Source organism: Pseudomonas sp. GW460-12-10-14-TSB1, assembly GCF_017349775.1.
Lineage (GTDB): Bacteria > Pseudomonadota > Gammaproteobacteria > Pseudomonadales > Pseudomonadaceae > Aquipseudomonas > Aquipseudomonas piscium.
The window spans coordinates 125,814-151,991 of record NZ_JACNAC010000009.1 but is presented as its reverse complement, the minus strand read 5'-3'; the positions used below and the strand labels follow the sequence as shown (position 1 = coordinate 151,991).

General features: G+C 64.9%; 22 protein-coding genes. 15 read left to right on the top strand and 7 right to left on the bottom strand.

The window, feature by feature from the left end; translation table 11 throughout:
• Positions 1 to 30 precede the first annotated feature (30 nt).
• From J4D52_RS08890 to J4D52_RS08870, 5 genes are all read left to right on the top strand, one after another.
• Complete coding sequence (locus tag J4D52_RS08890) at positions 31 to 879, top strand: polysaccharide deacetylase (protein ID WP_102677598.1); 849 nt, start codon at positions 31 to 33, stop codon at positions 877 to 879.
• Entirely contained in the window at positions 872 to 1,759 is an 888-nt protein-coding gene (locus tag J4D52_RS08885) for a polysaccharide deacetylase (protein WP_102677597.1), read from the top strand. Before J4D52_RS08890 ends, J4D52_RS08885 begins: the two co-directional genes overlap by 8 nt.
• On the top strand, positions 1,756 to 3,108 hold the full coding sequence (locus J4D52_RS08880; RefSeq protein WP_102677596.1) for an MmgE/PrpD family protein: 1,353 nt from the start codon (positions 1,756 to 1,758) through the stop codon (positions 3,106 to 3,108). Before J4D52_RS08885 ends, J4D52_RS08880 begins: the two co-directional genes overlap by 4 nt.
• 43 nt (positions 3,109 to 3,151) lie before the next feature.
• A complete protein-coding gene (locus J4D52_RS08875) occupies positions 3,152 to 4,336 on the top strand; it encodes an MFS transporter (RefSeq protein WP_102677595.1) in 1,185 nt (394 codons plus the stop codon).
• A 157-nt stretch (positions 4,337 to 4,493) separates the two neighbouring features.
• Positions 4,494 to 5,201, top strand: a complete 708-nt coding sequence (locus J4D52_RS08870) for an HPP family protein (RefSeq protein WP_102677594.1) — start codon at positions 4,494 to 4,496, stop codon at positions 5,199 to 5,201.
• Between the two features lie 180 nt (positions 5,202 to 5,381).
• On the opposite strand, the gene J4D52_RS08865 is transcribed toward J4D52_RS08870, so the two are convergent.
• On the bottom strand, positions 5,382 to 6,245 hold the full coding sequence (locus tag J4D52_RS08865; RefSeq protein ID WP_025808969.1) for a LysR family transcriptional regulator: 864 nt from the start codon (positions 6,243 to 6,245) through the stop codon (positions 5,382 to 5,384).
• A gap of 318 nt (positions 6,246 to 6,563) precedes the next feature.
• Between J4D52_RS08865 and J4D52_RS08860 the strand changes: the two genes are divergently transcribed.
• From J4D52_RS08860 to J4D52_RS08840, 5 genes are all read left to right on the top strand, one after another.
• Positions 6,564 to 6,977, top strand: a complete 414-nt coding sequence (locus J4D52_RS08860; RefSeq protein WP_102677593.1) for a GtrA family protein — start codon at positions 6,564 to 6,566, stop codon at positions 6,975 to 6,977.
• Positions 6,978 to 7,002: 25 nt separating this feature from the next.
• Complete coding sequence (locus J4D52_RS08855) at positions 7,003 to 7,956, top strand: glycosyltransferase family 2 protein (protein WP_241190624.1); 954 nt, start codon at positions 7,003 to 7,005, stop codon at positions 7,954 to 7,956.
• The gene (locus J4D52_RS08850) at positions 7,953 to 9,350 is read left to right on the top strand and encodes a glycosyltransferase family 39 protein (RefSeq protein WP_102677591.1); all 1,398 of its coding nucleotides are present in this window, start codon (positions 7,953 to 7,955) and stop codon (positions 9,348 to 9,350) included. Before J4D52_RS08855 ends, J4D52_RS08850 begins: the two co-directional genes overlap by 4 nt.
• 164 nt (positions 9,351 to 9,514) lie before the next feature.
• Positions 9,515 to 10,636, top strand: coding sequence for an enoyl-CoA hydratase/isomerase family protein (locus tag J4D52_RS08845; RefSeq protein ID WP_102677590.1), 1,122 nt, complete (start codon positions 9,515 to 9,517; stop codon positions 10,634 to 10,636).
• Between the two features lie 3 nt (positions 10,637 to 10,639).
• Positions 10,640 to 11,791 carry an acyl-CoA dehydrogenase family protein gene (locus J4D52_RS08840; RefSeq protein ID WP_102677589.1) on the top strand — a complete coding sequence of 384 codons (1,152 nt, stop codon included), beginning with the start codon at positions 10,640 to 10,642 and terminating at the stop codon, positions 11,789 to 11,791.
• A 138-nt stretch (positions 11,792 to 11,929) separates the two neighbouring features.
• Here J4D52_RS08840 and J4D52_RS08835 read toward each other — a convergent pair whose 3' ends face one another.
• The 6 genes from J4D52_RS08835 to J4D52_RS08810 all read right to left on the bottom strand — a co-directional run bounded on the left by J4D52_RS08835 (position 11,930) and on the right by J4D52_RS08810 (position 18,798).
• Entirely contained in the window at positions 11,930 to 12,703 is a 774-nt protein-coding gene (locus J4D52_RS08835; RefSeq protein WP_097303435.1) for an enoyl-CoA hydratase, read from the bottom strand.
• 20 nt (positions 12,704 to 12,723) lie between these two features.
• Positions 12,724 to 13,851 carry an acyl-CoA dehydrogenase gene (locus J4D52_RS08830; protein WP_097303434.1) on the bottom strand — a complete coding sequence of 376 codons (1,128 nt, stop codon included), beginning with the start codon at positions 13,849 to 13,851 and terminating at the stop codon, positions 12,724 to 12,726.
• 9 nt (positions 13,852 to 13,860) lie between these two features.
• Positions 13,861 to 15,048 (bottom strand): acetyl-CoA C-acyltransferase, encoded by a 1,188-nt coding sequence (locus tag J4D52_RS08825; RefSeq protein ID WP_102677588.1) that lies wholly within the window; start codon positions 15,046 to 15,048, stop codon positions 13,861 to 13,863.
• Between the two features lie 16 nt (positions 15,049 to 15,064).
• Positions 15,065 to 15,826, bottom strand: a complete 762-nt coding sequence (locus J4D52_RS08820; RefSeq protein ID WP_025808978.1) for a 3-hydroxyacyl-CoA dehydrogenase — start codon at positions 15,824 to 15,826, stop codon at positions 15,065 to 15,067.
• A gap of 18 nt (positions 15,827 to 15,844) precedes the next feature.
• The gene (locus tag J4D52_RS08815; protein WP_102677587.1) at positions 15,845 to 17,509 is read right to left on the bottom strand and encodes an AMP-binding protein; all 1,665 of its coding nucleotides are present in this window, start codon (positions 17,507 to 17,509) and stop codon (positions 15,845 to 15,847) included.
• A 272-nt stretch (positions 17,510 to 17,781) separates the two neighbouring features.
• Positions 17,782 to 18,798 (bottom strand): AraC family transcriptional regulator, encoded by a 1,017-nt coding sequence (locus J4D52_RS08810; RefSeq protein ID WP_102677586.1) that lies wholly within the window; start codon positions 18,796 to 18,798, stop codon positions 17,782 to 17,784.
• 357 nt (positions 18,799 to 19,155) lie between these two features.
• Between J4D52_RS08810 and J4D52_RS08805 the strand changes: the two genes are divergently transcribed.
• From J4D52_RS08805 to J4D52_RS08785, 5 genes are all read left to right on the top strand, one after another.
• Positions 19,156 to 21,372, top strand: a complete 2,217-nt coding sequence (locus tag J4D52_RS08805; RefSeq protein ID WP_102677585.1) for a TonB-dependent siderophore receptor — start codon at positions 19,156 to 19,158, stop codon at positions 21,370 to 21,372.
• Between the two features lie 380 nt (positions 21,373 to 21,752).
• Positions 21,753 to 23,024, top strand: a complete 1,272-nt coding sequence (locus J4D52_RS08800) for a sugar ABC transporter substrate-binding protein (protein ID WP_371860311.1) — start codon at positions 21,753 to 21,755, stop codon at positions 23,022 to 23,024.
• A 129-nt stretch (positions 23,025 to 23,153) separates the two neighbouring features.
• A complete protein-coding gene (locus J4D52_RS08795; protein ID WP_102677584.1) occupies positions 23,154 to 24,080 on the top strand; it encodes a carbohydrate ABC transporter permease in 927 nt (308 codons plus the stop codon).
• A 10-nt stretch (positions 24,081 to 24,090) separates the two neighbouring features.
• Positions 24,091 to 24,921: a carbohydrate ABC transporter permease gene (locus J4D52_RS08790; RefSeq protein WP_063430646.1), complete on the top strand. Its 831-nt coding sequence runs from the start codon at positions 24,091 to 24,093 to the stop codon at positions 24,919 to 24,921.
• Positions 24,922 to 25,062: 141 nt separating this feature from the next.
• Complete coding sequence (locus J4D52_RS08785) at positions 25,063 to 26,166, top strand: ABC transporter ATP-binding protein (RefSeq protein ID WP_063430644.1); 1,104 nt, start codon at positions 25,063 to 25,065, stop codon at positions 26,164 to 26,166.
• The last annotated feature ends 12 nt before the right edge of the window (positions 26,167 to 26,178 follow it).

The following is a 26,178-nucleotide window of genomic DNA, read 5'->3' as shown; positions in this document are numbered from 1 at the left end:
GGCCTGCCCCAATTGACTGGAGCGCTATCGATGTCCTCCTCACCCCAACCCACCTGGCCGGACGGGCATCAGGCCTGCCTGGCCCTGGCCTTCGACCTCGACGGCCCGACCGGCGACGCCATGCTCGACGGCTCGATCTGGCACAAGCCGGAATACTTCGGCTTTGGCGGCTACGGTCCCTATCGGGCCCTGCCGCGCTTGCTCGACCTGCTCGATGCCTTCCAGATCCCGACCACCTTCTTCGTCCCGGCCTGGGTGGTGGAGAACTGGCCCAGGCAATGCCAGGCGATCGTCGAACGCGGGCACGAGGTGGCCTACCACGGCTACCAGCATGAGTCCTTCTATGCCCTGCCGCTGGAGCAGCAGAAAGCGGTCATGGCCAAATCCCGCGAGGTGTTCTGGAAGCACCTGAATATCCGCGCCGAAGGTTTCCGTACCCCCTCGGGCGACTGGCGGGCCGAAACCCCGGCCATGCTGGTGGAAGCCGGCGTCACTTACTCCAGCAGCATGCGCGGCGACGACCGCCCGTACCTGGTCCGGGTCCCGGGCCATGCCACGCCGCTGGTGGAGATCCCCGGACGCTGGGAAATGGACGACTACGCCTCCATCGCCTACACCCGCGCCCCCGATTTCCCCTCGGGCCTGGACCGCACCGCCAGCTACGAGCTGACCCTGGACAACTGGCGCCGCGAGTACGACGGCGCCATGGATGAAGGCCTGTGCCAGACCACCCTGTTCCACCCCAAGATCACCGGCAAGCCCGGGCGCATCCTGCTGCTGGAGCGCCTGTTCGAACATATGCGCCAGCGCCAGGACGTGTGGTTCGCCACCTGCCGCGACGTCGCCCGCTGGTGGCTCAAGGAGCATCACCATGGCTGAACCCCAGGTATGGCCCCAGGGCTACCGCTGCGCCGTGGCGGTGACCGTCGACTACAACGACATCCACGGCATCCTCACCCAGGCCCCGGAAGTGGCCGGGCGCGACAAGACCCTGTCGGTCTGGCGCTATGGCAGCCAGCGTGGCGTCGAACGCCTGCTGGCGCTGCTCGACGAACTGCGGGTGCCCGCCACCTGGTTCGTTCCGGGGATAGTGGCCGAGGAAAACCCCGGGCATGTGCGGGCGATCCAGGCCGCCGGGCATGAAATCGCCTGCGCCGGTTATCGCCACGCCAACTACGACCGCTTGAGCCTGGCCGAACAGCAGCTGGAACTGCAACGCGGTTGCCAGGCCCTGGCCGACCTCACCGGGCAGCGCCCCAGGGGCTTTCGCACTCCGGCTGGCAACTGGGCCCCGGGGTTTGTCGAGGCGCTGCATGGGCAAGGCATTCGCTGGTCGTCGTCCTGGCGCGGCGATGACCTGCCCTTCCCCCACCCGACCCGGCCGCAAGTGATAGAGCTGCCCCTGCACTACGAGCTGGAAGACGAACCCTACTTCGCCTTCAACCTCAGCCCGGCGGTCCCGCCGGGGCAATCGCGGATCGCCTCCTACAGCCACACCCTGGGCAACCTGCAACTGGACTTCGCCGGCTTCCACCGCTTCGGCCTGCTCTACGTGCTGCGCCTGCACCCGGAGATCATCGCCACCCCAGGGCGCATCGGTTTGCTGCGCGAGCTGTTGCAAGGCATCCAGCAGCATGAGGATGCATGGGTCGCCCGCGCCGGCGAGATCGCCCAGTGGTGGACGGAACGCGCGCAACCGCTGGCGGAGGATCACCCCGCGGCGATTTATGAACGTCACTATCGGGCCTACCTGCCATGACCGATCGTTTGCAACGCCTGGCGCAATTCTGCGTCGACACCCGTTTCGAAGACCTGCCCCCGGCCCTCGTGGCCCGGGCCACCCGGCATATCCTCGACACCTTTGGCGCCGCGCTGGCCGGGGCGCACAGCGAAGTCGCCATAGCTGCGCGACAGGCCCTCGGCGACGAAGTCGGCCACAGCCGGGTATGGGGCACCGACCTGAGCGCCAGCGCCACCCAGGCGGCCTTGCTCAACGGCATCGCCACCCATGCCCTGGAGCTGGACGACACCGGCGGCTGCGACCATTCCGGGGCGGTGGTGCTGCCGGCGGTGATGGCCGCCGTCGGCCTGCGGGACACCGCACTCAGCGGCCGCGAACTGATCACCGCGGTGGTCATGGGTTACGAAGTCGGGCGCCGGGTGCTGGAAGCCTGTGGCGGTTATTCCGCCCACAACGGCGCCGGCTGGCATTCCACCGCCACCTGCGGGGTGTTCGGCGCGGCCGCCGCTTGCGGCCGGGTGCTCGGCCTCGATGCCCGGCAGATGCGCTCGGCCCTGGGCCTGGCCGGCAGTTTCAGCGGCGGGCTCTGGGCCTTTATTCATGACGGCTCGCACAGCAAGAAACTGCACAGCGGCCGGGCGGCCGAAGGCGGTCTGCTGGCCGCCCGTCTTGCCCGGCAAGGCGTGACCGGGCCGGGCCAGCTGTTCGAGGAGGTCTGGGGCGGCTTCCTCAAGACCCTGGCCGGCAGCGATGCGATCCCCCAGGCCCTGGACGAAAACCTGGGCCTGGTGTGGAAGCTCGCACGCTGCTCGATCAAGCCTTATGCCTCCTGCCGGGGCACCCACTCGGCCATCGATGCCCTGGGCCTGTTGCTCGAACAACTGCAGGTGACGGCGGATCAGGTGGAAGACATTCAGGTGTCCCTCTGCGCCTTCCTCGACGGCATGTGCGGCAGTCGCGACATCGACTCCCTGGCCGCCGCGCAGATGAGCCTGCCCTACGCCCTGGCGGCGCGCCTGGTGCATGGCCATGCCGGGCTGGATGCCTATGATCGCCAGTGCCGCGAAACACCGCGGATCGCCAGCGCCATGGCACGGATCCGCCTTGAAGTGGACCCGCAACTGTCAGAGGATGGTGAGCCCGTGGTGACCCTGCGTACCCGTGACGGGCGCCTGGCCAGCCTGTGCGTCGAGGTGCCGTTGGGCGCGCCGGGCAACCCGCTCGGCGATCAGGCGTTGCAAGAAAAGTTTCTCAGCCTGGCGACCCGGGTGCTGCCAGCCGAACGGGCCGGCGAATTGCTGCAACAGTTGTGGCGGCTGGCGGATATGGAATCCGTCGCCGTGCTGGACCGCTGGCTCCAACCATAGGCCTCCCATAGCCCACTCAGACAACAAGGACTCGTGCACCACCGTGGCCACTTATTCGCTGGTTATCCGCCGCCTGATGATCTGCTCGCTGACCATTGTCGTCAGTCGCGCCATCACCAGTCCCCTGCTCACCCTGTTCCTCAGCGAAAAACTCAGCCTCGATCAGCAGGACGTCGGCCTGCTGCTGGGGATCGCGGTGTTCATCGCCACCCTGCTCGCGCTGTATGGCGGCTACATTCTCGATCGCCTGGACAAGCGCCGGCTGCTGATCCTGACCATGCTCTCCAGCGGCATCGGTTTTGTGCTGCTGACCTTCGCCCACAACCTCTACCTGACCACCGCGATCCTGGTGATCACCGAAACCGCCTCGGCGCTGTTCCTGATCGGCTCCAAGGCGATCATCAGTGAAAACCTGCCGGTGAGTCAGCGCGCCAGGGTGTTCTCCCTGCGCTACACCCTGACCAATATCGGCTACGCCACCGGCCCCATGCTCGGCGTGGTGATCGCCGGGCACTTGCCGTTGGCGCCGTTCCTGATCGCCGGCGCCATCGCCCTTCTCAGCACCCTGCTGATGCGCGGCATTCCAGCGACCCCGGGGCTGCCTTCTCTGAGCAAGCCGCAGAGTTTCCTCGACACCCTGGTGACCCTGAAAAACGACCGCACGCTGATCATGTTCACCTGCGGCTGCCTGCTCAGCACCATCGTCCACGGGCGTTTCACCCTGTACCTGTCGCAGTACCTGTTGGTCACCGAAGACGCGCAAAGCGCCCTCGACACCATGGCCGCCCTGCTGGCCTGCAACGCCATCAGCGTGATTCTGCTGCAGTACCAGATCGGCCGTTTCCTCAAGCGCGAACAGCTGCGTTACTGGATCGCCGTCGGCACCAGCCTGTTCATCCTCGGCCTGATCGGCTTCAGTCTGGCCGACAGCCTGCTGGGCTGGTGCCTGGCGATGTTCGTCTTCACCCTCGGCGAGATGATCATCTACCCGGCAGAATTCCTGTTCATCGACACCCTGGCCCCCGAGGCACTGCGCGGCAGCTATTACGGCGCGCAGAACCTCGCGGCCCTGGGTGGCGCCTTGAGCCCGGTGATCTGCGGCTACCTGCTGGTGCATACCCCGGCGCCGACCATGTTCTATGCCCTGAACGCCTTGGCCGCCCTGGGCGGGCTGCTGTGTTTCATGAGCGGGCGGCGGGTGGCGCAGGCCGCGACAGTGCAAAAATAGTGCACTTAAACAGCATTATTATGAATTTGTAGACACTTCGATTGATCGGCACACTGTGCCGGTTCCTCCCCCCAAATGTTGGAACGTTTCAGGGCTTTCTGGTGATCCAGACAAGCCCTTCTTTTTGCCCGCTGAACCGGAATTGGATCGCTTCGTCATGCTTGCTCGCTGGAAACCCGCCGCCATCAATACCCGCCCTTCGGAATGGAGCCGCGCCGCGATCGGCATGGCCTTGGGCACGCTGTTCAGTGTCTGGTTGTGCAGCCGGGTGTTCGGCATGGAGGTGGCGCTGCACCTGATCGGCCCGCTGGGGGCTTCGGCGGTGCTGCTGTTCGCGGTGTCGTCCGGGGCGCTGGCGCAACCCTGGTCGATCCTCGGCGGTTACCTGTGCGCCGCGGTCCTGGCGTTGCTGGTGGCCCATGTGCTCGGACGCACCCTGGGCAGCGCCTGCCTGGCCGCCGGCATGTCCCTGGTACTGATGTGCTGGCTGCGCTGCCTGCATCCGCCGGCCGGCGCCGTGGCCCTGACGATGGTGCTGGCCGACCCGGCCACCATCGCCCTCGACTGGCTGGCCCTCGGCCCGGTGATGCTGGCGGCCCTGTGCCTGTTACTCAGCGCCCTGGCCTACAACAACCTGACCCGCATCCGTTACCCCAAGGGCCAGAGTGAACCCGCCACCAAGCTGCCCGCCGATCACCCATCCACCGATGCCCTGGCCATCACCGCCGCCGACCTCAAGCTGGCACTGGATGAAATGCAGGAGTTCTTCGACGTCACGCCGCAAGACCTGGAGCAACTGATCCATGCGAGCGAAGCCCACGCGCGCCGGCGCAGCATTGGTGAGGTGCTGGAGTCGCGAGTGTGATCCGGGTTATCCAGACAGATCGCGGACTCAGGCTTCACGGCAACTGCGTTGCCGATCGCAGCCTCGCAGGCTCGACAGCGGCTACGGCGACTCCGCGATCCCTGTAGCCGCTGCCGCAGGCTGCGATCGATCGCGAAGCGGTCGTAAAACCAGACGCCGCGTTTTTCAAGGTTGCCCCACTCAGATCATTGGATCCCAGCGCTGGGACCAGTCGGTGTCGCTGGCGATGACTTCGCGCAGCACCTCGAAAGCTTGCTGCAACTCCGCCGAATCCCGTTCACGGGCGTACAGCAGGTAGGTCGGGAAGTTGAATTCCGGGGCCTTTTCCACCCGTTCCAGCACGCCACTGTCCAGGTAGCTTTGCACCACCCGGGTGCGGAAGTAGCCACTGCCGCCGCCTTCGAGAATGAACTGCAAGGCCAGCGGCCCGAGGTTGAAACCCACCGCGGCCTTGGCCTGGTCCGGCAGCGCCGCGTCGTGCTGGCGGCGGAAATCCTCGCCCCAATCGATGTACACATAAGGCTCGGGCCGGCCGGCCAGGCGCACCAGGATCAGCTTTTCCTCCAGCAACTGCTCGACCTGCAACCCCGGTCCGTACACCGGCTGGAACACCAGCGCGGCGTCCAGCACACCCAATTCCAGCTGGCGTTGCAGGCTCGCGCCCTCGGCGATCTGGCTGCGCACGGCGTGGCTGGGAATCGCCTGGCGCAAGCGCCTTACCCAGTTGAGCATCAGCGGATTGCACAGGCTGACTTCACCACCGATATGCAGCACGTTGCGATAACCGGCCAGCAGCGGCAGGTCGCGCTGGGCGGCCTCCCAGGTCTGCACCAGCTGGTTGGCGTAGACGATGAACGCCTCGCCATCGGCGGTCAGCCGCGCCCCGGCGCGGTTGCGCACGAACAGCTTGCAGTTGAGCTGGCCTTCGAGGTTCTGCACCCGGGCACTGATTGCGGTCTGGGTCAGATGCAGGCGCTCGGCCGCGGCGATCAGGCTGCCGCTGCGGACGATTTGCAAAAAGGTGCGGGCCAGGTCGATGTCCATGTTGCCTCTGGGTCACGAAAGTCGAGCGCCATTGTAACGACCCCCGGCCATCGGGCCAGGCTTTCAACTCTTGCCCAGCGGCTGAGCCTTACAAGCTGACGGCTGAATAACAACCAGGATATGTTCCGGTAAGTTTGCTTATTGTCAGTTCCGGCAACACCGCGACTTTACTGGCATCGAACAAATAATGACTTATTTGTCAGGTTACTTCGTGAAATATCTTCCCCGACCGGACAAACAATATTTTCACAAAACACCCACTTAACATCGACACAACTCCTCCAAGAATTAACGCGCTCGCCACTCTGGGAATTGTCGATGTCGCGTTCATTAAAAACGTCCGTTAATCATTATCTGAAGCAACTTTCCCGCTATGCCCTGGTGGGCGTTCTCGCCACCTTGAGTCACTACGCGCTGTTCCTCGCCCTGATCGCTTGCATGCCGGCGCTGCTGGCAAGCCTGCTCGGCGCCGGCCTGGGCACCTGGGTCAGCTATCAGGGCAACCGGCGCTGGACTTTTTCCCGGGCGACCCCCGAGGCCAGGGCCGATCAGGCCCTGCGCTTCTGCCTGACGGCCGCCGGCTACAACCTCGGCAATGCCCTGCTGATGCTGTTTCTGCTGCGCCTCGAACCTGACTTGCCCTTGCTGATGCAAGTGCTCAGCACCCTCTGCCTGACCCTGGTCAGTTACTGGATAAATCGAACCTGGACTTTTAAAAATGAAGTTGCCTAGTTGTGCTCGACCAGACACCCGCGAAATGCTCAGCGTCATTATCTGCTGCTATAACGAAGCCCATGTACTGCCCGAGTTCCATCGCCGCTTGATGTTGGTGATGGAGACACTTTCACTGGTCTACGAAGTTCTCTATGTGAACGACGGCAGCCAGGATGGCAGTTCCGAGTTGTTGAAAGAATTCTGCCAAACGCCCCAAGTACGCTGCCTCAACTTGAGTCGCAACTTCGGCAAGGAATCGGCGATGTCCGCCGGGCTGGACCATGCCACCGGCGATGCGCTGCTGTTTATCGATGCCGACTTGCAGGACCCGCCCGAACTTATCCCGCTGATGGTCCGCCAATGGCTGGCCGGCAACGACATCGTCAATATGCAGCGCAGCGACCGGCGCAGTGACACCGCGGGCAAGCGCCTGGGCGCGCAGCTCTACTACAAGCTGATGAACCTGCTGGTGGACAAGTACCCGGTGCCGCCGGACGTCAGCGACTTTCGCCTGATCGGCGCCGCGCCCCTGCATGCGCTGCGCAACATGCCCGAGCGGGCCACCCTGATGAAAGGCCTGGTCAACTGGCTGGGTTTCAAGACCGTGGAGATTCCCTACCAGCGGGCGCGCCGGGGTGCCGGCAAGTCGAAGTGGAGCCCCATGGCGCTGGTGGACCTGGCCATGGAGGGCGTACTGGCCTTCTCCCGCAAACCCCTGCGCTGGTTCAGCCTGCTCAGCCTGGCGATCCTGCTGCTGACCGGCGGCTACCTGCTGCGCCAGTGGTTGATCGATGCCTTCGACGTGCATCACCTGATCCTCGGCGCACTGGCCCTGGCCCTGGTGGGCATCGCCATGGTCGGCGAGTACATCGGCGCCACGCTGGTCGAGGTCAAGCGCCGCCCGCTGTATTTCCTGCGCAGCACCTTCGGCGGCTTTCCCCGGCGCCTGCAAGCGCCGCCTGCCGTGCCATCCAGCGAACAAGACGAGATCCGATGAACAGCCTTTCAACCCGCCACCTGTGGTGGCTGCTGCTCGGCATCCTGGGCCTGCGCCTGATGACCCTCGGCCTTTACCCCCTGATGGACACCTCGGAAGCGCGCTACGCCGAAATGGCGCGCAAGATGCTCGAACTCGACGACTGGGTCACCCCGATGTTCGACTATGGCGTGCCCTTCTGGGGCAAGCCGCCGCTGGCCTTCTGGACCCAGGCCTTGAGCATGCAACTGCTGGGCATCAACGAGTTCGCCGCGCGCCTGCCCGCCTGGCTGTTGCACGTCGGCAGTTGCCTGATCCTGATCCGTTTTGCCCGCGAGGAATACGACGAACGCACCGGGCTGGTGGCGGCCATCCTGTTTTCCAGCTCCAGCCTGGGCCTGGTATCGGCGGGCGTGGTGCTGACCGATCCGGCCCTGGGTTTCGCCGTGCTGCTGGCCTGTTATGGCTTCTGGCGCGGCACCCTGCACGGCGATCGGGCCTGGGCCCTGGCCGGCTTCTTCGGCCTGGGCCTGGGGTTGCTGGCCAAGGGACCGCTGGCGCTGGTCTTGGTGGGCGCCCAGGCGGGGTTCTGGACCTTGCTGAACAAACAATGGCGTGCCCTCCGCGCCCTGCCCTGGTTCAGCGGCCTGTCGCTGATGCTTCTGGTGGCGCTGCCCTGGTATATCTGGGCCGAACTGCGCAGCCCCGGGTTTCTCGATTACTTCCTGGTGGGCGAACACTGGAAACGTTATGTGATCAGCGACTGGGCCGGCGATCTGTATGGCAGCGCCCATGCGCGACCGACCGGCAGCATCTGGCTCGACCTGCTGCTGGCGCTGTTCCCCTGGAGCCTGTTGCTGCCCCTGCTCTACGGGGTCTATCGGCAGCATGCGAACACGAACCGCAGCCTGAGCTTTATCAGCTTGTGGGCGCTCACCACTCCGCTGTTCTTTACCTTCTCCGGCAATATCCTCTGGACCTATGTGTTGCCCGCCCTGCCCGCCTGGTGCCTGCTGCTGGCGCTGGCCCTGCGCACGCGCTTGAACGCCCCGGGCAAGCTGGTGGCCGGCCTGGCGCTGGCATTGCCCCTGGGATTGACGGTGGCGGTGGTCGAGGGCGGAACCTTCCAGCGCCCACAGAACCAGCAAGACCTGGCCAGGGCCTGGAGCGACCTGCAGGCGACAGAGGCCGCGCCGCTGTACTACTGGGGGCGGCGCTCCTACTCCGGGGAGTTCTACAGCGCGGGCCAGGCGCGGCGGATCAAGAGCCTCGCCGAGCTGCCCGACAGCGGCGCCTTCTACCTGGCGCGCCGGGCCAAAGACCTGGACCAGGACCGCGCGCAGTTGCAACCCCTGGGCTGCGAGGAGCGACTGCGGCTCAGCCAGAGCGTGCTGTTCAAGTGCTCGGGGCGTTGAAAACAGGCCTTGGGCGGCGCCTTCACGAGCGCTGCGCCTCATGCAAAAATGCACAGCCAACCTGCAGTTATCCCGGTTGTACATGGCAAATTTGCACTGTTACGATCCCTCATCGTTCGCGCGCGAACACACCTATAAAGAACAATAAAAGCAGGGAGTTAGTGATGACTGCTCAGGTTCCATCCCAGGCCACGCGAGACGCCGGCGCCACGTCGGTCGAGACCTCGCAACAGGACGTGCTGGCCGAAGTCCGCAACCACATTGGTCACCTGACCCTCAACCGCCCCTCCGGCCTCAATGCCATCACCCTCGGCATGGTGCGCACCCTGCAACTACAGCTCGATGCCTGGGCCCAGGACCCGCAGGTGCACGCGGTGGTCCTGCGCGGCGCCGGCGAAAAAGCCTTCTGCGCCGGTGGCGATATCCGCACCCTCTACGACAGCTACAAGAACGGCCAGACCCTGCACGAGGAGTTCTTCGTCGAGGAATACGCGCTGGACCTGGCGATCCACCATTACCGCAAGCCGGTGCTGGCGCTGATGGACGGTTTTGTCCTCGGCGGCGGCATGGGCCTGGTCCAGGGCGCCGACCTGCGGCTGGTCACCGAGCGCAGCCGCCTGGCGATGCCGGAAGTGGCCATCGGTTATTTCCCGGATGTCGGCGGCAGCTACTTCCTGTCGCGCATCCCCGGCGAGCTGGGCATCTACCTGGGAGTCAGCGGCGTGCAGATCCGCGCCGCCGACGCCCTGTACTGCGGGCTGGCGGACTGGTACCTGGAGAGCGACAAGCTGAGCCTGCTGGACCAGCGCCTCGACAGCCTGCAATGGCGCGACACCCCGCTCAAGGACCTGCAGGGCCTGCTGGCCAAACTCGCCGTGCAGCAGTTGCCGGACGCGCCACTGGCGGCGCTGCGCCCGGCCATCGACCATTTCTTCGCCCAGGCCGACGTACCGAGCATCGTGCAACAGCTGCGCGAAGTGACCCTGGGCGATACTCATGAATGGGCCACCAGCACTGCCGACCTGTTGTCGACCCGCTCGCCCCTGGCCATGGCCGTGACCCTGGAAATGCTCCGGCGCGGCCGCCAGCTGAGCCTGGAACAGTGTTTCGCCCTGGAGCTGCACCTGGACCGCCAGTGGTTCGAGCGCGGCGACCTGATCGAGGGCGTGCGCGCCCTGCTGATTGACAAAGACAAGAACCCACGCTGGAACCCGCCGACCCTGCAGGCGCTGGACGCCGCGCACGTGGCGAGTTTCTTCGGCGCTTTCGACCCGAGCCGGAGCTGAGCCATGCACGACATTGAATTGAGCGAAGAGCAGGTGATGATCCGCGACATGGCCCGGGACTTCGCCCGCGGTGAAATCGCCCCCCACGCCCAGGCCTGGGAAAAGGCCGGCTGGATCGACGACGCCCTGGTGGCGAAGATGGGCGAGTTGGGCCTGTTGGGCATGGTGGTGCCCGAGGAATGGGGCGGCACCTATGTCGACTACGTGGCCTATGCCCTGGCGGTGGAAGAAATCTCCGCCGGCGACGGCGCCACCGGCGCGCTGATGAGCATCCACAACTCCGTGGGCTGCGGGCCGATCCTCAACTACGGCAGCGAGGAACAGAAACAGACCTGGCTGGCGGACCTGGCCAGCGGCCAGGCGATCGGCTGCTTCTGCCTGACCGAACCCCAGGCCGGTTCCGAAGCCCACAACCTGCGCACCCGCGCCGAACTCAAGGACGGCCAGTGGGTGATCAACGGCGCCAAGCAGTTCGTCAGCAACGGCCGGCGCGCCAAGCTGGCCATCGTCTTCGCGGTGACCGATCCGGAGCTGGGCAAGAAAGGCCTGTCGGCGTTCCTGGTGCCCACCGACACCCCGGGATTCGTCGTCGACCGCAGCGAACACAAGATGGGCATCCGCGCCTCGGACACCTGCGCGGTGACCTTCAACCAGTGCAGCATCCCCGAGGCCAACCTGCTGGGCGAGCGCGGCAAGGGCCTGGCGATCGCCCTGTCCAACCTCGAAGGCGGGCGTATCGGTATCGCCGCCCAGGCCTTGGGCATCGCCCGTGCGGCGTTCGAGGCGGCGCTGGCCTACGCCCGTGAGCGGGTGCAGTTCGACAAGCCGATCATCGAGCACCAGAGCATCGCCAACCTGCTGGCCGACATGCACACCCGCCTCAACGCCGCGCGCCTGCTGATCCTGCATGCCGCGCGCCTGCGCAGCGCCGGCCAGCCGTGCCTGTCGGAAGCCTCCCAGGCCAAGCTGTTCGCCTCGGAAATCGCCGAAAAGGTCTGTTCCTCGGCGATCCAGATCCACGGCGGCTACGGTTACCTCGAGGACTATCCGGTGGAGCGTTACTACCGGGACGCACGGATCACCCAGATCTACGAGGGCTCCAGCGAGATTCAGCGCATGCTGATTGCCCGGGAGTTGAAGAACTATCTGTTGTGACCCCAAAAGCATCGCGGGCAAGCCTCGCTCCTACGGACAGTGAAACCTGTAGGAGCGAGGCTTGCCCGCGATAGCGTTCTAACAGGCACAAAAAATCGCAGCCAAGGCTGCGATTTTCGTTTGTAGCAAAGACCCGCTTCAGCGGTCCTTGAACTGCGCCTCGCGCTTGGCGATAAACGCCGCCATGCCTTCCTTCTGATCCTCGGTGGCGAAGGCCGCGTGGAACACCCGGCGCTCGAAACGCACGCCTTCCGAGAGGCTGACTTCGAAGGCGCGGTTCACGCTTTCCTTGATCATCATGCTCACGGGCACCGACTTGGCGGCGATCAGCGCCGCGACTTTCAGCGCTTCGTCCAGCAGCTCATCGGCCGGCACGATGCGCGCGACGATGCCGCAACGCTCGGCTTCCACCGCATCGATGAAACGCCCGGTCAGGCACATTTCCATGGCCTTGGCCTTGCCCACGGCGCGGGTCAGGCGCTGGGTGCCGCCCATGCCCGGCAGCACGCCAAGGTTGATTTCCGGCTGGCCGAACTTGGCGTTGTCGCCGGCCAGGATGAAGTCGCACATCAACGCCAGTTCACAACCGCCACCCAGGGCAAAACCGTTGACCGCGGCGATGATCGGCTTGCGCCGGTTGGCCACCCGGTCGCTGTCGCTGAACAGGTCGTCCATGTAGATCTGCGGGTAGGTCAGCTCGGCCATTTCCTTGATGTCGGCGCCGGCGGCGAAGGCCTTCTTCGAGCCGGTGAGGACGATGCAGCCGATTTGCGGATTGGCTTCCAGGCTGTCCAGGGCCTGGTTCACTTCGCTGACGATCTGCGCATTGAGAGCGTTCAGCGCCTGCGGACGGTTGAGGGTGATCAGGCCGACGCGGTCCTTGATCTCCAACAGAATGGTTTCGTAACTCATGGATCAGCTCCTGCTAAAAGTCAGAGGTTGCGCGAAATGACCATGCGCTGAATGTCGCTGGTGCCTTCGTAGATCTGGCAGACCCGCACGTCGCGGTAGATGCGCTCCAGCGGAAAGTCGTTCAAGTAGCCATAGCCGCCCAGGGTTTGCAAGGCGGCAGAACAGACCTTCTCGGCCATTTCCGAAGCGAACAGCTTGGCCATCGACGCCTCCACCAGCGCCGGCTTGCCGCTGTCGCGCAGGGCCGCGGCGTAGTGCACCATCTGCCGCGCCACGGCAATCTGGGTGGCCATGTCCGCCAGGCGGAAAGCCACCGCCTGATGCTCGATGATCGGCTTGCCGAAGCTCTGCCGCTCGCGGGCGTAGTCCCGGGCGGCTTCGAAGGCCGCGCGGGCCATGCCCACCGATTGCGAGGCGATGCCCACGCGACCGCCTTCGAGGTTGGCCAGGGCGATCTTGTAGCCCTCGCCCTCCTCGCCCAGGCGGTTGGCCACCGGCACCTTCACATCCTCGAAAAGGATCTGGCAGGTGTCGGAGGCGTGCTGGCCGAGCTTGTCTTCCACTCGCGCGACGCTGTAGCCCGGCGAGTCGGTGGGCACGATAAAGGCGCTGATGCCGCGCTTGCCGGCCGCCGGGTCGGTCACCGCGAACACTATCACCACCCCGGCGTTCTGCCCGGAGGTAATGAACTGCTTGCAGCCGTTGAGCACGTAATGCTCGCCCTCCAGCCGCGCCCGGGTTTTCAGGCTGCTGGCGTCGGAGCCGGCCTGGGGTTCGGTCAGGGCGAAGGCGCCGAGCATGGCGCCGCTGGCCAGGGGCTTGAGGAAACGCTCCTTCTGCTCGTCGTTGCCGAACTTGAGGATCGGCACGCAACCCACCGAATTGTGCACGCTCATGATGGTCGAGCAGGCGCCGTCGCCGGCGGCGATCTCTTCCAGGGCCATGGCATAGGCCAGGTAACCGGTGTCGCAACCGCCCCACTGCTCCGGCACCAGCATGCCGAAGAAGCCCAGCCCGGCCATCTCGCCGATGGCCTCGCGGGGGAAGCGGTGCTCGCGGTCCCATTCGGCGGCGAACGGCTTCAGGCGTTCCTGGGCGAACTGCCGGGCCGCGTCGCTGATCTGCTGTTGTTCGTCATTAGGCAGCATGGTGATTCCTTAATACAGGCATTCGACGGCCATGGCCGTGGCTTCGCCGCCGCCGATGCAGATGGCCGCGACGCCGCGCTTCAGGCCTTTCTGGCGCAGGGCCGAGAGCAGGGTCACCAGGATCCGCGCGCCGGACGCGCCGATCGGGTGGCCCAGGGCGCAGGCACCGCCGTGGACGTTGACCTTGTCGTGAGGGATTTCCAGCTTCTGCATGGTGACCAGGCTGACCACGGCAAAGGCTTCGTTGATTTCGAACAGCTCGACCTGCTCCAGCGACCAGCCGGTCTTCTTCAGCAGTGTCTTGATCGCCCCGACCGGCGCCACCGGGAACAGCCCCGGGGTATCGGCAAATGCCGCGTGGCCGTGGATCACCGCCAGGGGCTTGAGCCCACGCTTCTCGGCTTCGGAACGGCGCATCAGCACCAGGGCCGCGGCGCCGTCGGAGATCGAGCTGGAGTTGGCCGCGGTGACGGTGCCGCCGTCGCGGAACGCCGGTTTCAGCGCGGCGATCTTGTCCAGCTTGGCCTTGGGCGGCTGTTCGTCGTCGCTGATGGTCTGCTGTTCCCTGCCGACGGTGACCTGCAGCGGCACGATTTCCTCCTTGAAGCTGCCGTCCTTGATCGCCTGCTGGGCACGGGTCAGCGAGGCCACGGCGAAGTTGTCCTGGGCTTCGCGGCTGAAGCCGTTGGCTTCGGCACAGTCTTCGGCGAAGGTGCCCATCAGCCGGCCCTTGTCGTAGGCGTCTTCGAGACCGTCGAGGAACATGTGGTCGAGCACCCGGCCGTGGCCCATGCGGTAGCCGCTGCGCGCGCGGTCCAGCAGGTAAGGCGCGTTGGACATGCTTTCCATGCCGCCGGCGATCACCACCTCGGCGCTGCCGGCCAGCAGCATGTCGTGGGCAGCGATGGTCGCGGCCATGCCGGAGCCGCACATCTTGTTCAGGGTGGTGCAGCGGGTGGCCTTGTCCAGGCCGGCACCCAGCGCCGCCTGGCGGGCCGGCGCCTGGCCGAGACCGGCCGGCAGCACGCAGCCGAACAGCACTTCATCGACACTGTCGCTGGCCACCCCGGCGCGCTCGACGGCGGCGCGGATCGCCGCGGCGCCCAGTTGGGGCGCGGTCAGGCTTTTCAGCTCGCCCTGGAAACCGCCCATGGGGGTGCGGACGGCGCTGACGATAACGATCGGATCTTGGTTCATGAGGAGTCCTCCTTCCTTACTTGGCTGCCATGCGCAGGGCACCGTCGAGACGGATCACCTCGCCGTTGAGCATGCTGTTGCTAATGATATGCCCGACCAGCGCGGCGTACTCGTCCGGCTTGCCCAGGCGTGGCGGGAACGGCACGCCGGCGGCCAGGGACGCACGTACTTCGTCACTCATGCCGGCCATCATCGGGGTTTCGAAAATGCCCGGGGCGATGGTCATCACCCGGATGCCGAAGCGCGCCAGCTCACGAGCGGCCGGCAATGTCAGGCTGGCGATGGCGCCCTTGGAAGCGGCATAGGCCGCCTGGCCGATCTGCCCGTCGAAGGCTGCCGCCGAGGCAGTGTTGATGATCACCCCGCGCTCGCCGTCGGCGTTCGGTTCGCTGTTGGCGATGGCCGCGGCGGCCAGGCGCATCAGGTTGAAGCTGCCGATCAGGTTGACGTTGATCACCTGGCTGAAGCTGGCCAGGGCATGGGGACCGTTCTTGCCGAGGATCTTCTCGCCGCGCACGATGCCGGCGCAGTTGACCAGCCCGTGCAGGCTGCCGAACGCCTTGAGCGTGGCCTGCACCGCCGCTTCGGCGGCGGCTTCGTCAGTGATATCGGCGACCGTGCTCTGGCAACCGAGCTGTCGCGCCTGGGCTTGCACGGCCTCGGCGTTGAGGTCCACCAGCATCACCTGGGCGCCGGCCTTGACCAGCATCTGCGCGGTGGCCGCACCGAGACCGGAAGCGCCGCCGCTGACGAGAAAAACCTTGTTTTCGATGTGCATCATGAGTTCCTGGGTAATTCAGGCCGAAGCCTTGTGCGCCGCGGCCTCTTGAGCCTTGGCGATTTCCTGGTTGCGCAGGATGAAGCGCTGCAACTTGCCGCTTGGGGTTTTCGGCAATTCGCTGACAAATTCGATTTCACGGGGGTACGAGTGCGCGGCCAGGCGCTTGCGCACGTACTGGCGCAATTCCTCGGCCAGTTCCGGCGTGGCACGGTACTGGGCACTGAGCACGACGAAGGCCTTGACCAGCTCGGTGCGCTCCGGATCGGGCTTGCCGATCACCGCCGCCTCGATCACCGCCGGGTGCTCGATCAGCGCGCTTTCCACGTCGAACGGGCCGACCCGGTAACCCGAAGTGGTGATCACATCGTCGCTGCGCCCGACGAAGCTGATGCTGCCGTCCGGGTTCAGCTCCACGGTGTCGCCGCTGAGGTAGTAGTGGCCGACGAAGGCCTTGGTCACCACGCCGTCGTAGCCGTTGAACCAGAACATCGGCGACTGGCTGCGGTCGAGGGCGAGGATGCCCGGCTGGCCGACCGACAGTTCCTGGTGGTTGTCGTCGAGCACCACGATGCGGTGCCCCGGCGAGGCAAAGCCAGCCGCGCCGACATGCACCGGATGCTCCAGGCCATGGTGGTTGCACAAGACCATGCCCATCTCGGTCTGGCCGTAGTGGTCGTGGATCACCACATCGAGGTTGTCGGCGAACCAGCGGATCACCTCCGGGTTCAGCGGCTCGCCGGCGCTGCTGACGATGCGCAGCTTGCCCTTGATCGACCGGGCGAACTCGTCGCCGCCGGCGATCAGCAGGCGGTATGCGGTCGGCGAACCGGTGAGGTTGGTGATCCCGTACTTGTTGATCACCCGGCAGGTGCTTTCCAGGGTGAAGGGCCCATCGTAGAAGGTGATCGGGTGGCCCGTGCCCAGCGGGCCGGTGATGCCGAAGTAGATGCCGTAGGCCCAACCCGGGTCGGCGACGTTCCAGAACGCGTCCTCGGGGCGTAGGTCGACGGCGTCGCGGGTGTAGCTCTGGAACGCGACTATGGCCTTGAGTGGTACGTAGAGCGCCTTGGACGGGCCGGTGGTGCCGGAGGTGAACATCAGCAGGAATGGGTCTTCGCCCGTGAGCAGTACGGGTTCGCACTGCGCCGGGTAATTGGCCAGTTCGGCCCAGAAACTGAAGTCGCCGCGGACGATGCCCTGGCCCTTGGCGCCCGCGACCGTGACGATGGTCGGGCAGCCGGCCACTTCAGCGAGCTTTGGCCGGTTGACCGCATCGGTCACCACCAGCTTGGCCCCGGAACTGCTCAGGCGGTGTTCGATGGCCTTGGGGCCGAAGGCGGTGAACAGCGGCTGGTAGACCGCGCCGATGCGCCAGGTGGCGAACACCACAATCAGCAGTTCGACGTTGCGCGGCAACAGGCCGGCGACCTTGTCGCCCTTCTGCACGCCCTGGGCCAGGAGGAAGTTGGCGAAACGCGCGGCCTGGTCCTGCAACTCGCTGAAGGTGTAGGTCGCACTGCTGCCGTCGCGGCCCTCCCAGAACAGCGCGATACGTCCCGGCAAGGCGTGCCGATCACAGCATTCGACGCAGGCATTGAGTGCCGACAAGGAGCCATGCAAGGCCGCATCGACGGTGTGCTGGTAATTGAAGTGTGCCGTGGCAGACAGGTAATCGCGCATTGCCAGAATCCCTCACTGTTCTTATTAGGATGGGAACTACAAAAACATCAGGCAAATACTGGCGCCACGGCCCGGACGGGACAATGGTCAAAGCTTTCAAGTTGCGTGACTGGTTTGGCCAAGGCCGGGAGGTGCGCGGTGTCTGGGCCGACGCTTTCGCGGGCAAGTCGGATCGCCGCCCGCTCGCTCCTACAGAAGCAGGTGTCTATTGCCACACGAACCTGTAGGAGCGAGGCTTGCCCGCGATGACGATGTGTCTAGCACCGCCGACCTCAACCAGCCTCGTTGAGGATCAGGCTGCGATAGTGCCCAGGGTTGGAACCGGACCATTTGCGAAAGGCCTTGTAGAACGAACTGGCGTCGGCGAAGCCCAGGCGGCTGGCGATTTCCGTGAAGCTGATCTGCGGCTCGGCCAGCCAGGCGATCGCCAGTTCCTTGCGCACCCCGTCCTTGAGGCCCTGGTAGGTCTGCCCTTCTTCCGCCAGGCGACGGCGCAGGGTCGAGGCCGACATGTACAGGCTGTGGGCCAGGCTCTCGGTTTCCGGCCACTGGGCGGCGGGTAGCTGGCGCAGGTCGTACTTGATGTGGCTGGCCAGGCTCTCCGGGTCGCGGTATTTGACCAGGATATTGGCCGGCGCCTGGGCCAGGAAACGCTTGAGCTCCTCGTCACTGCGCTTGATCGGCAGGTCCAGGCAATCGGCGGCGACGATCATCCGCGTGCGCGGCCGGTCGAACCGCAGGTTCTGCGAGAACATCACCTGGTAGTCGTCGCAGAAATCCGGCTCCGGACAGCGCAGCTCGATGGCCAGGATCGGGATGCGCCGCCCGGCCAGCCAGCAGGCCACGCCGTGGACGATCGTCCAATAGGTGAAATAGGTGAAGGCCCGGCGCGGTTCCTGCTCGTCCTCCAGCAGGACGATCTCCGCCAGGCTCTGCTGGCGCACCAGCTGGGCTGGCAGGTGTTCGAGCATCAGCGACAAAAAAGCCAGCCCGGATTCCAGGCCCGCCGCCAGGTTCTGCCGGGCCATGGCGCTGCGGCAGAGAAACGCCAGGCTGCCGGACTTGAGCTTGCGCGGGTCCATGCCGAAGAACTCGTCGTCGGTGCGCCGCGCCAGCAAACGCCACAGCCGGGCATAGGCCAGCGCGGGCACGCGAGCGGCGCTGACCTCCAGCAGGGCCGGGTCGATGCCGACCTTGAGCAGCACTTCTTCGCTGGCGGCACCCGGGGCGCAGCTTTGCAGCAGCGCTTCGCGCACCAGTTGCATGGAGATCGTGTCTTTTTCCGACATCGCGTGTAACTGCTTCCTGCATAAAGAGATTTGTCGGCCATCTTAGGCCGTGACGAGGAAAAAACCAGTGGGCTTTTGGCTAAGCGGTCCGGTTCGTCCCGCTCGGGTTCCTGACCTTCGTGCGCCGCTGCCTCCATTGCTCTGCGCAGCGACAGGCTGCCGCCCATTCGCCGTTGCCCCAGGCAGATAAGCCTCATCACACCGAAAGAAAAATCCCTTACAAGTCCTGATCTTGCCTTCGCCACCAGAAGACAAATCTCATTAACGCCAAAAAATTGTAAGCGTTCTTGTACATTCCGTTTTTAATAATCAATCTCAAATAGGATTTAATCTCATCAAACCCAAAGAGTGATTCTCATGGATAGCAAAGCCCCCTCCTCCTTGCCACAGCACCGTCTGCTGGCCCCCACAATAGGCCTCGCCATCGTCTCTGCCTCCGGTCTCACCGCAGCTGGCGAACGGCAGAACGTCTTGCAACTGGACAACATCAAGGTCGAGGCGGAGGCGGAGGAAGGCAAAGGCTACAAGACCGAACGTTCGTCTTCCGCCAAGTACGTGGCGCCGTTGCTGGACACCCCGCAAACCATCACCGTGGTGCCGCCCAAGCTGATCCAGGAACAGCAGGCGCTGAGCCTGCGCCAGGTGCTGTCGAACGTGTCCGGCATCACCTTCAACGCCGGCGAAGGCGGTGGCGGCTCGGGGGACAGCATCAACATCCGCGGCTTCTCGGCCAACAGCAACATGCAGATCGACGGCCTGCGCGACAGCGCGCAGACCAACCGTTCCGACACCTTCAACATCGAGCAGGTGGAAGTTATCAAGGGCCCCAACTCGGTATTCGGCGGCGCCGGCACCACTGGCGGCAGCATCAACCTGGTCAGCAAGCAGCCCAAGAACCAGGCGTTCACCCGCCTCGGCGGCAGCCTCGGCACCGACAACTACTACCGCCTGACGCTGGACAGCAACCAGCCCCTGGAAGGCGTCGGCCAGGACAGCGCGGTACGGATCAACCTGATGGGCCATCAGAACGATGTGCCCGACCGCGAGCAGATCGACCGCGAGCGCTGGGGCATCGCGCCGTCGTTGCGCCTGGGCTTCAGCGACGCCACCCGGCTGACCCTCAGCGCCTTCCACCAGACCGACGACAACCTGCCGGACTACGGCGTACCGGCGCTCGACGGCAAGAAGCTGGCCGGGGTCAAGCGCGATGCCTATTTCGGCTGGAAGAACCTGGACAAGGAGCAGATCGAACAGAACGCCTTCACCGCCGATTTCGAACATGACTTCAGCGACCACCTGCGCCTGCAGAACCTCACGCGCTACAGCCGCACCGCGCGCGACACCATCGTCTCGGCGTCCCATGTCAACACCAGCGGCGTGCCGGCAGGCCGCTACCGCCCGGCCGGGCCCCAGGCCTACGGGCGCGACGCCACCACCGAGATGTGGATCAACCAGAGCAACCTGATCGGCGACTTCGAATTCGCCGGCATGCGCCACGATCTGGTGGCGGGCGTGGAACTGTCCCGGGAAACCCTCGACCTGAAGACCTACAGCCATGGCCTGGGCACCGCGCTGTATCCGCGCGACGGCTATGCCCTGGGCAACCCGCCCGGACGCTGGAACGGCCCGGTCAACAAGGCCACCAGCGGCTATACCGAGACCACCCTCAAGGGCCAGGCCTACTACCTGTTCGATACCATCGCCCTGAGCGAGCGCTGGGACCTCAACCTCGGCCTGCGCTACGACAAGATCAAGGGCGACGTCGACAAATACTCGGGCAGCCATGTGAAAAGCGAGAGCCTGGCCTCGGACACGAACAAGGCCAGCGCCCGCACCGGCCTGGTGTTCAAACCGACCGAAAACGGGCGCATCTATGCCGCCTGGGGCAACTCCTTCAACCCGTCCGCCGAAAACCTGGCCTCGACCGGCGGTGGCTTGAGCAAGGGCAACCAGGACCTGGCGCCGGAGAAGAACGAAACCTGGGAACTGGGCACCAAGTGGGAATTGCTGGACAAGCGCCTGGAACTGGACGGGGCGCTGTTTCGCGTAGAGAAGAGCAACGCCCGGGAAACCATGGCCGACGGCTCGACCCAGCTGGCCGGCAAGCAGCGGGTGCAGGGTGTGGAAATCGGCGTCACCGGGCATGTCACCGAGCAGTGGGACGTGTTCGCCAACTACACCTTCCTCGACAGCGAAACCCTGAAAGCGGCGAACACCGCCTCGGGTATCGCGCGCAAGGGCCAGGCCCTGGGCAACACGCCGCCGCGCTCGCTCAACCTGTGGACCACCTATGAACTGCCGGCCAGCTGGACCCTGGGTTACGGCACTCGCTATGTCAGCGAGCGCAACGTGACCTCCAGCACCCGCGCCAAGCTGGACGCCTACTGGGTGCACAACGCCATGCTCGGCTACAAGGTCAACCACAACCTCGACCTGCAGCTGAACGTCAACAACCTGTTCGACAAGGACTACGTGGAACGGGTGCGCCAGCAGAACGGCTCGACCGCGCGCTCCTCGGCCATCGAATACGGCGACGCCCGCGCGGCGATCATGTCGGCCACCTATAGCTTCTGACCCCCTCCCCTTCAGCGCGAAGCCCTGTTCGACCTGGGCTTCGCCGCTGTCATCGGCGCGGTCTCGCCGTTCTCCGGCACAGGCCGCCCCGGCCAAAAAACCAATACGTTATCTCCCCGGCTTTACCCGGCCCGAGCCGGCGAATCCTTGGCCCATGGCGGCTTGCGCCGGGTGGAGGATTTCATCGCAGTGCAAAAAAGTATCGATTCGAGTGTCAGGGATGATTTGTCAGCGCGGTCGTTGAGGGCTGTAATCAGCCCCACATTCTTCCCGGCATCCGGAAGACACAACAACAATAACCGTCCTTCTGCCGCCCACCGGGCCCGGAAGAGGAGTGCACGATGAAACCCTGCATTACCGCCCTGCTTGTCACCACCTGCATGACCCTGAGCGGCGTCAGCCTCGGCGCCCAGACCCTGACCATCGCCACCGTCAACAACAGCGACATGATCCGCATGCAGAAACTCTCGAAAGCCTTCGAGAGCGAGCACCCGGACATCAAGCTGAACTGGGTGGTGCTCGAAGAGAACGTGCTGCGCCAGCGCCTGACCACAGACATCGCCACCCAGGGCGGGCAGTTCGACGTGCTGACCATCGGCATGTACGAAGCCGCGCTGTGGGGCGCCAAGGGCTGGCTGCAACCGATGCAAGACCTGCCTACCGCCTATGACCTGCAGGACATCTTCCCCGCGGTACGCGAAGGCCTGTCGGCCAAGGGCACGCTGTACGCCCTGCCGTTCTATGCCGAAAGCTCGATGACCTACTACCGCACCGACCTGTTCAAGGACGCCGGCCTGGTCATGCCCGAACACCCGACCTGGGAACAGATCGGTGAATTCGCCGGCAAGCTCAACAAGCCCGAGCAGGAACAGTACGGCCTCTGCCTGCGCGGCAAGGCCGGCTGGGGCGAGAACATGGCCCTGATCACCACCCTGGCCAACGGTTTCGGCGCGCGCTGGTTCAATGAGCAGTGGCAGCCGGAATTCACCGGGACGGAATGGAAGAACGCCCTGACCTTCTACGTCGACACCATGAAAAAGGCCGGCCCGCCCGGCGCCTCCAGCAACGGTTTCAACGAGAACCTGGCGCTGTTCAACAGCGGCAAGTGCGCGATCTGGGTCGACGCGAGCGTCGCCGGCTCCTTCGTCACCGACAAGTCCCAGAGCAAGGTCAGCGAACACGTCGGCTTTACCTACGCCCCGCAACAGGTGACCGACAAGGGCAGCGCCTGGATGTACTCCTGGGCGCTGGCGATCCCCACCAGTTCCAAGGCCAAGGATGCCGCGCAGACCTTCGCCACCTGGGCCACCTCCAAGGAATACGGGGCCCTGGTCGCCGAGAAAGACGGCATCGCCAACGTGCCGCCAGGCACCCGCGCCTCCACCTACAGCGAGGCCTATCTGCAGGCCGCACCGTTCGCCAGGGTGACCCTGGAATCGCTGAAGGTCGCCGACCCGACCCAGCCGACCCTCAAGCCGGTGCCCTACATCGGCATCCAGCTGGTGACCATTCCCGAGTTCCAGGCCATCGGCACCCAGGTCGGCAAGCTGTTCTCCGCCGCGCTGATCGGCCAGACCACGGTCGACCAGGCCCTGGCCGCCGCGCAGCAGACCACCGAACGCGAAATGAAACGCGCCGGCTATCCCAAGTAAATCCCATCTTCTGTAGGAGCGAGGCTTGCCCGCGATGAACGATGACGCGGTTATCGGACAGACCGCGGTGCGGCTATCGCGGGCAAGCTCCGCTCCTACAGAAAACACACCTGAACGGTTGTGACTGCCATGAATACCTCGACTGCCAAAGCTCATTTGCAAGTGCCCCAGGTCGCGCGCAAGCGCCGCCTGCTCAACTCCGGCTGGTTCCTGGTCAGCCCCTCGGTAGCGTTGTTGCTGCTGTGGATGATCGTGCCGCTGGGCATGACCCTGTACTTCTCGCTGATCCGCTACAACCTGCTGTACCCCGGGGAAAACCAGTTCGTCGGGCTGGAGAATTTCAGCTACTTCCTCACCGACTCGGGCTTCCTGCCCGGGGCCGGCAACACCCTGCTGCTGGTGGGCAGCGTGCTGCTGATCAGCGTGGTGTTCGGGGTGCTGATCAGCGCCCTGCTGGAAGCCAGCGAGTTCCTCGGCCGCGGCATTGTCCGGGTGCTGCTGATCTCGCCGTTCTTCATCATGCCCACGGTGGGCGCGCTGATCTGGAAGAACCTGATCTTCCACCCGGTGTCGGGGATTCTCGCCGCGGTGTGGAAGCTGTTCGGCGCCCAGCCGGTGGACTGGCTGGCCCACTACCCGCTGCTGTCGATCATCATCATTGTGTCCTGGCAGTGGCTGCCGTTCGCGATCCTGATCCTGATGACCGCCATGCAGTCGCTGGACCAGGAACAGAAGGAAGCCGCACGCCTGGATGGCGCCGGGGCCATCGCGATCTTCTGGCACCTGACCCTGCCGCACCTGGCGCGTCCCATCGCGGTGGTGGTGATGATCGAGACCATCTTCCTGCTCTCGGTGTTCGCCGAAATCTTCACCACCACCAACGGTGGCCCGGGCTACGCCTCGACCAACCTCGCCTACCTGATCTACAACCAGGCGCTGGTGCAGTTCGACGTGGGCATGGCCTCGGCCGGCGGCCTGATCGCCGTGGTCATCGCCAATATCGCCGCGATCATCCTGGTGCGGATGCTCGGCAAAAACCTGACTGACAAGCCCTGAGGTGCGCGCCATGACCCTGCAACAATCCCGCCGCCTGCACAGCCTGCTGCTCGGCACCCTGGCCTGGACCATCGCCATCCTGATCTTCTTCCCGATCTTCTGGATGCTGCTGACCAGCTTCAAGACCGAAATCGATGCCTTCGCCACGCCGCCGCAGTTCATCTTCACGCCGACGCTGGAGAACTACCTGCACATCAACGAGCGCAGCAACTACCTGGCCTTCGCCTGGAACTCGGTGGTGATCTCCTTTAGCGCCACCGCCCTGTGCCTGCTGATCGCGGTGCCGGCGGCCTACTCCATGGCCTTCTACGAGACCCGCAACACCAAGCGCACCCTGCTGTGGATGCTGTCGACCAAGATGCTGCCGCCGGTGGGCGTGCTGATGCCGATCTACCTGCTGGCCAAGAGCTTTGGCCTGTTGGACACGCGCATCGCGCTGATCCTGATCTACACCCTGATCAACCTGCCGATCGTGGTCTGGATGATTTACACCTACTTCAAGGACATCCCCCGGGACATCCTCGAGGCCGCACGGCTGGACGGTGCGACCCTGGGCCAGGAAATGCTCCGGGTGCTGCTGCCGATCGCCAAGGGTGGGCTGGCCTCCACTGTGCTGCTGTCGCTGATCCTGTGCTGGAACGAGGCGTTCTGGTCGCTGAACCTGACCTCGTCCAACGCCGCGCCGCTGACCGCGCTGATCGCCTCCTACTCCAGCCCCGAAGGGTTGTTCTGGGCCAAGCTCTCGGCGGTCTCGACCCTGGCCTGCGCGCCGATCCTGATCTTCGGCTGGATCAGCCAGAAACAGCTGGTGCGCGGCCTGTCCTTCGGCGCCGTGAAATAACCAAACAACCCATTACCTGTAGCCGCTGCCGAAGGCTGCGATCGACCGCGTAGCGGGCGCGCTCTTGAAGACCCCGTAGGTTCTTCGAGCCTTATTGCGGCAGCGGCTACACACCGACATTCAGAAACATGGAGGCCCATCATGGCCAACCTGAAAATCAAGAATCTGCAAAAAGGCTTCGAAGGTTTTTCCATCATCAAGGGCATCGACCTGGAGGTGCACGACAAGGAGTTCGTGGTCTTCGTCGGCCCCTCGGGCTGCGGCAAATCCACCCTGCTGCGGCTGATCGCCGGGCTGGAGGAAGTCAGCGGCGGCAGCATCGAGCTGGATGGCCGCGACATCACTGAAGTCAGCCCCGCCAAGCGCGACCTGGCCATGGTGTTCCAGACCTACGCCCTGTACCCGCACATGAGCGTGCGCAAAAACATGTCCTTCGCCCTGGACCTGGCCGGCGTGCCGAAAGCCGAGGTGCAACAGAAGGTCAACGAAGCGGCGCGCATCCTCGAGCTGGGGCCGATGCTGGAGCGCAAGCCCAAGCAGCTGTCCGGCGGCCAGCGCCAGCGCGTGGCCATCGGCCGGGCCATCGTGCGCAACCCGAAGATCTTCCTGTTCGACGAGCCGCTGTCCAACCTCGATGCCGCGCTGCGGGTGCAGATGCGCCTGGAGCTGGCGCGCCTGCATAAAGAGCTGCAGGCGACCATGATCTATGTGACCCACGACCAGGTCGAAGCCATGACCCTGGCCGACAAGGTGGTGGTGCTCAACGGCGGCCGCGTGGAACAGGTAGGTTCGCCGCTGGAGCTGTACCACAGCCCGGCCAACCTGTTTGTCGCCGGTTTCCTCGGTACGCCGAAGATGGGCTTCCTCAAGGGCCGGATCAGCCGGGTCGATGGCCAGGGCTGCGAGGTGCAGCTGGATGCCGGAACCCGCATCCAACTGCCGCAAAGCAGCGCCAGGCTGAGCGTCGGCAGCCCGGTGACCCTGGGCATTCGTCCCGAGCACCTGGAACTGGCCCGCCCCGGCGACTGCACCCTGCAAGTCACCGCCGACGTCAGCGAACGCCTGGGCAGCGACACCTTCTGCCACGTCGTCACCGCTTCCGGCGAAGCCTTGACCCTGCGTATCCGCGGCGACCTGGCCAGCGCCTACGGCCAGCAGCTGAACCTGCACCTGGACGCCGAACACTGCCACCTCTTCGATGCCGACGGCGTGGCCGTGGCCAGGCCGCTGCGCGCCGCCGCCTGAACGAGAACCGAA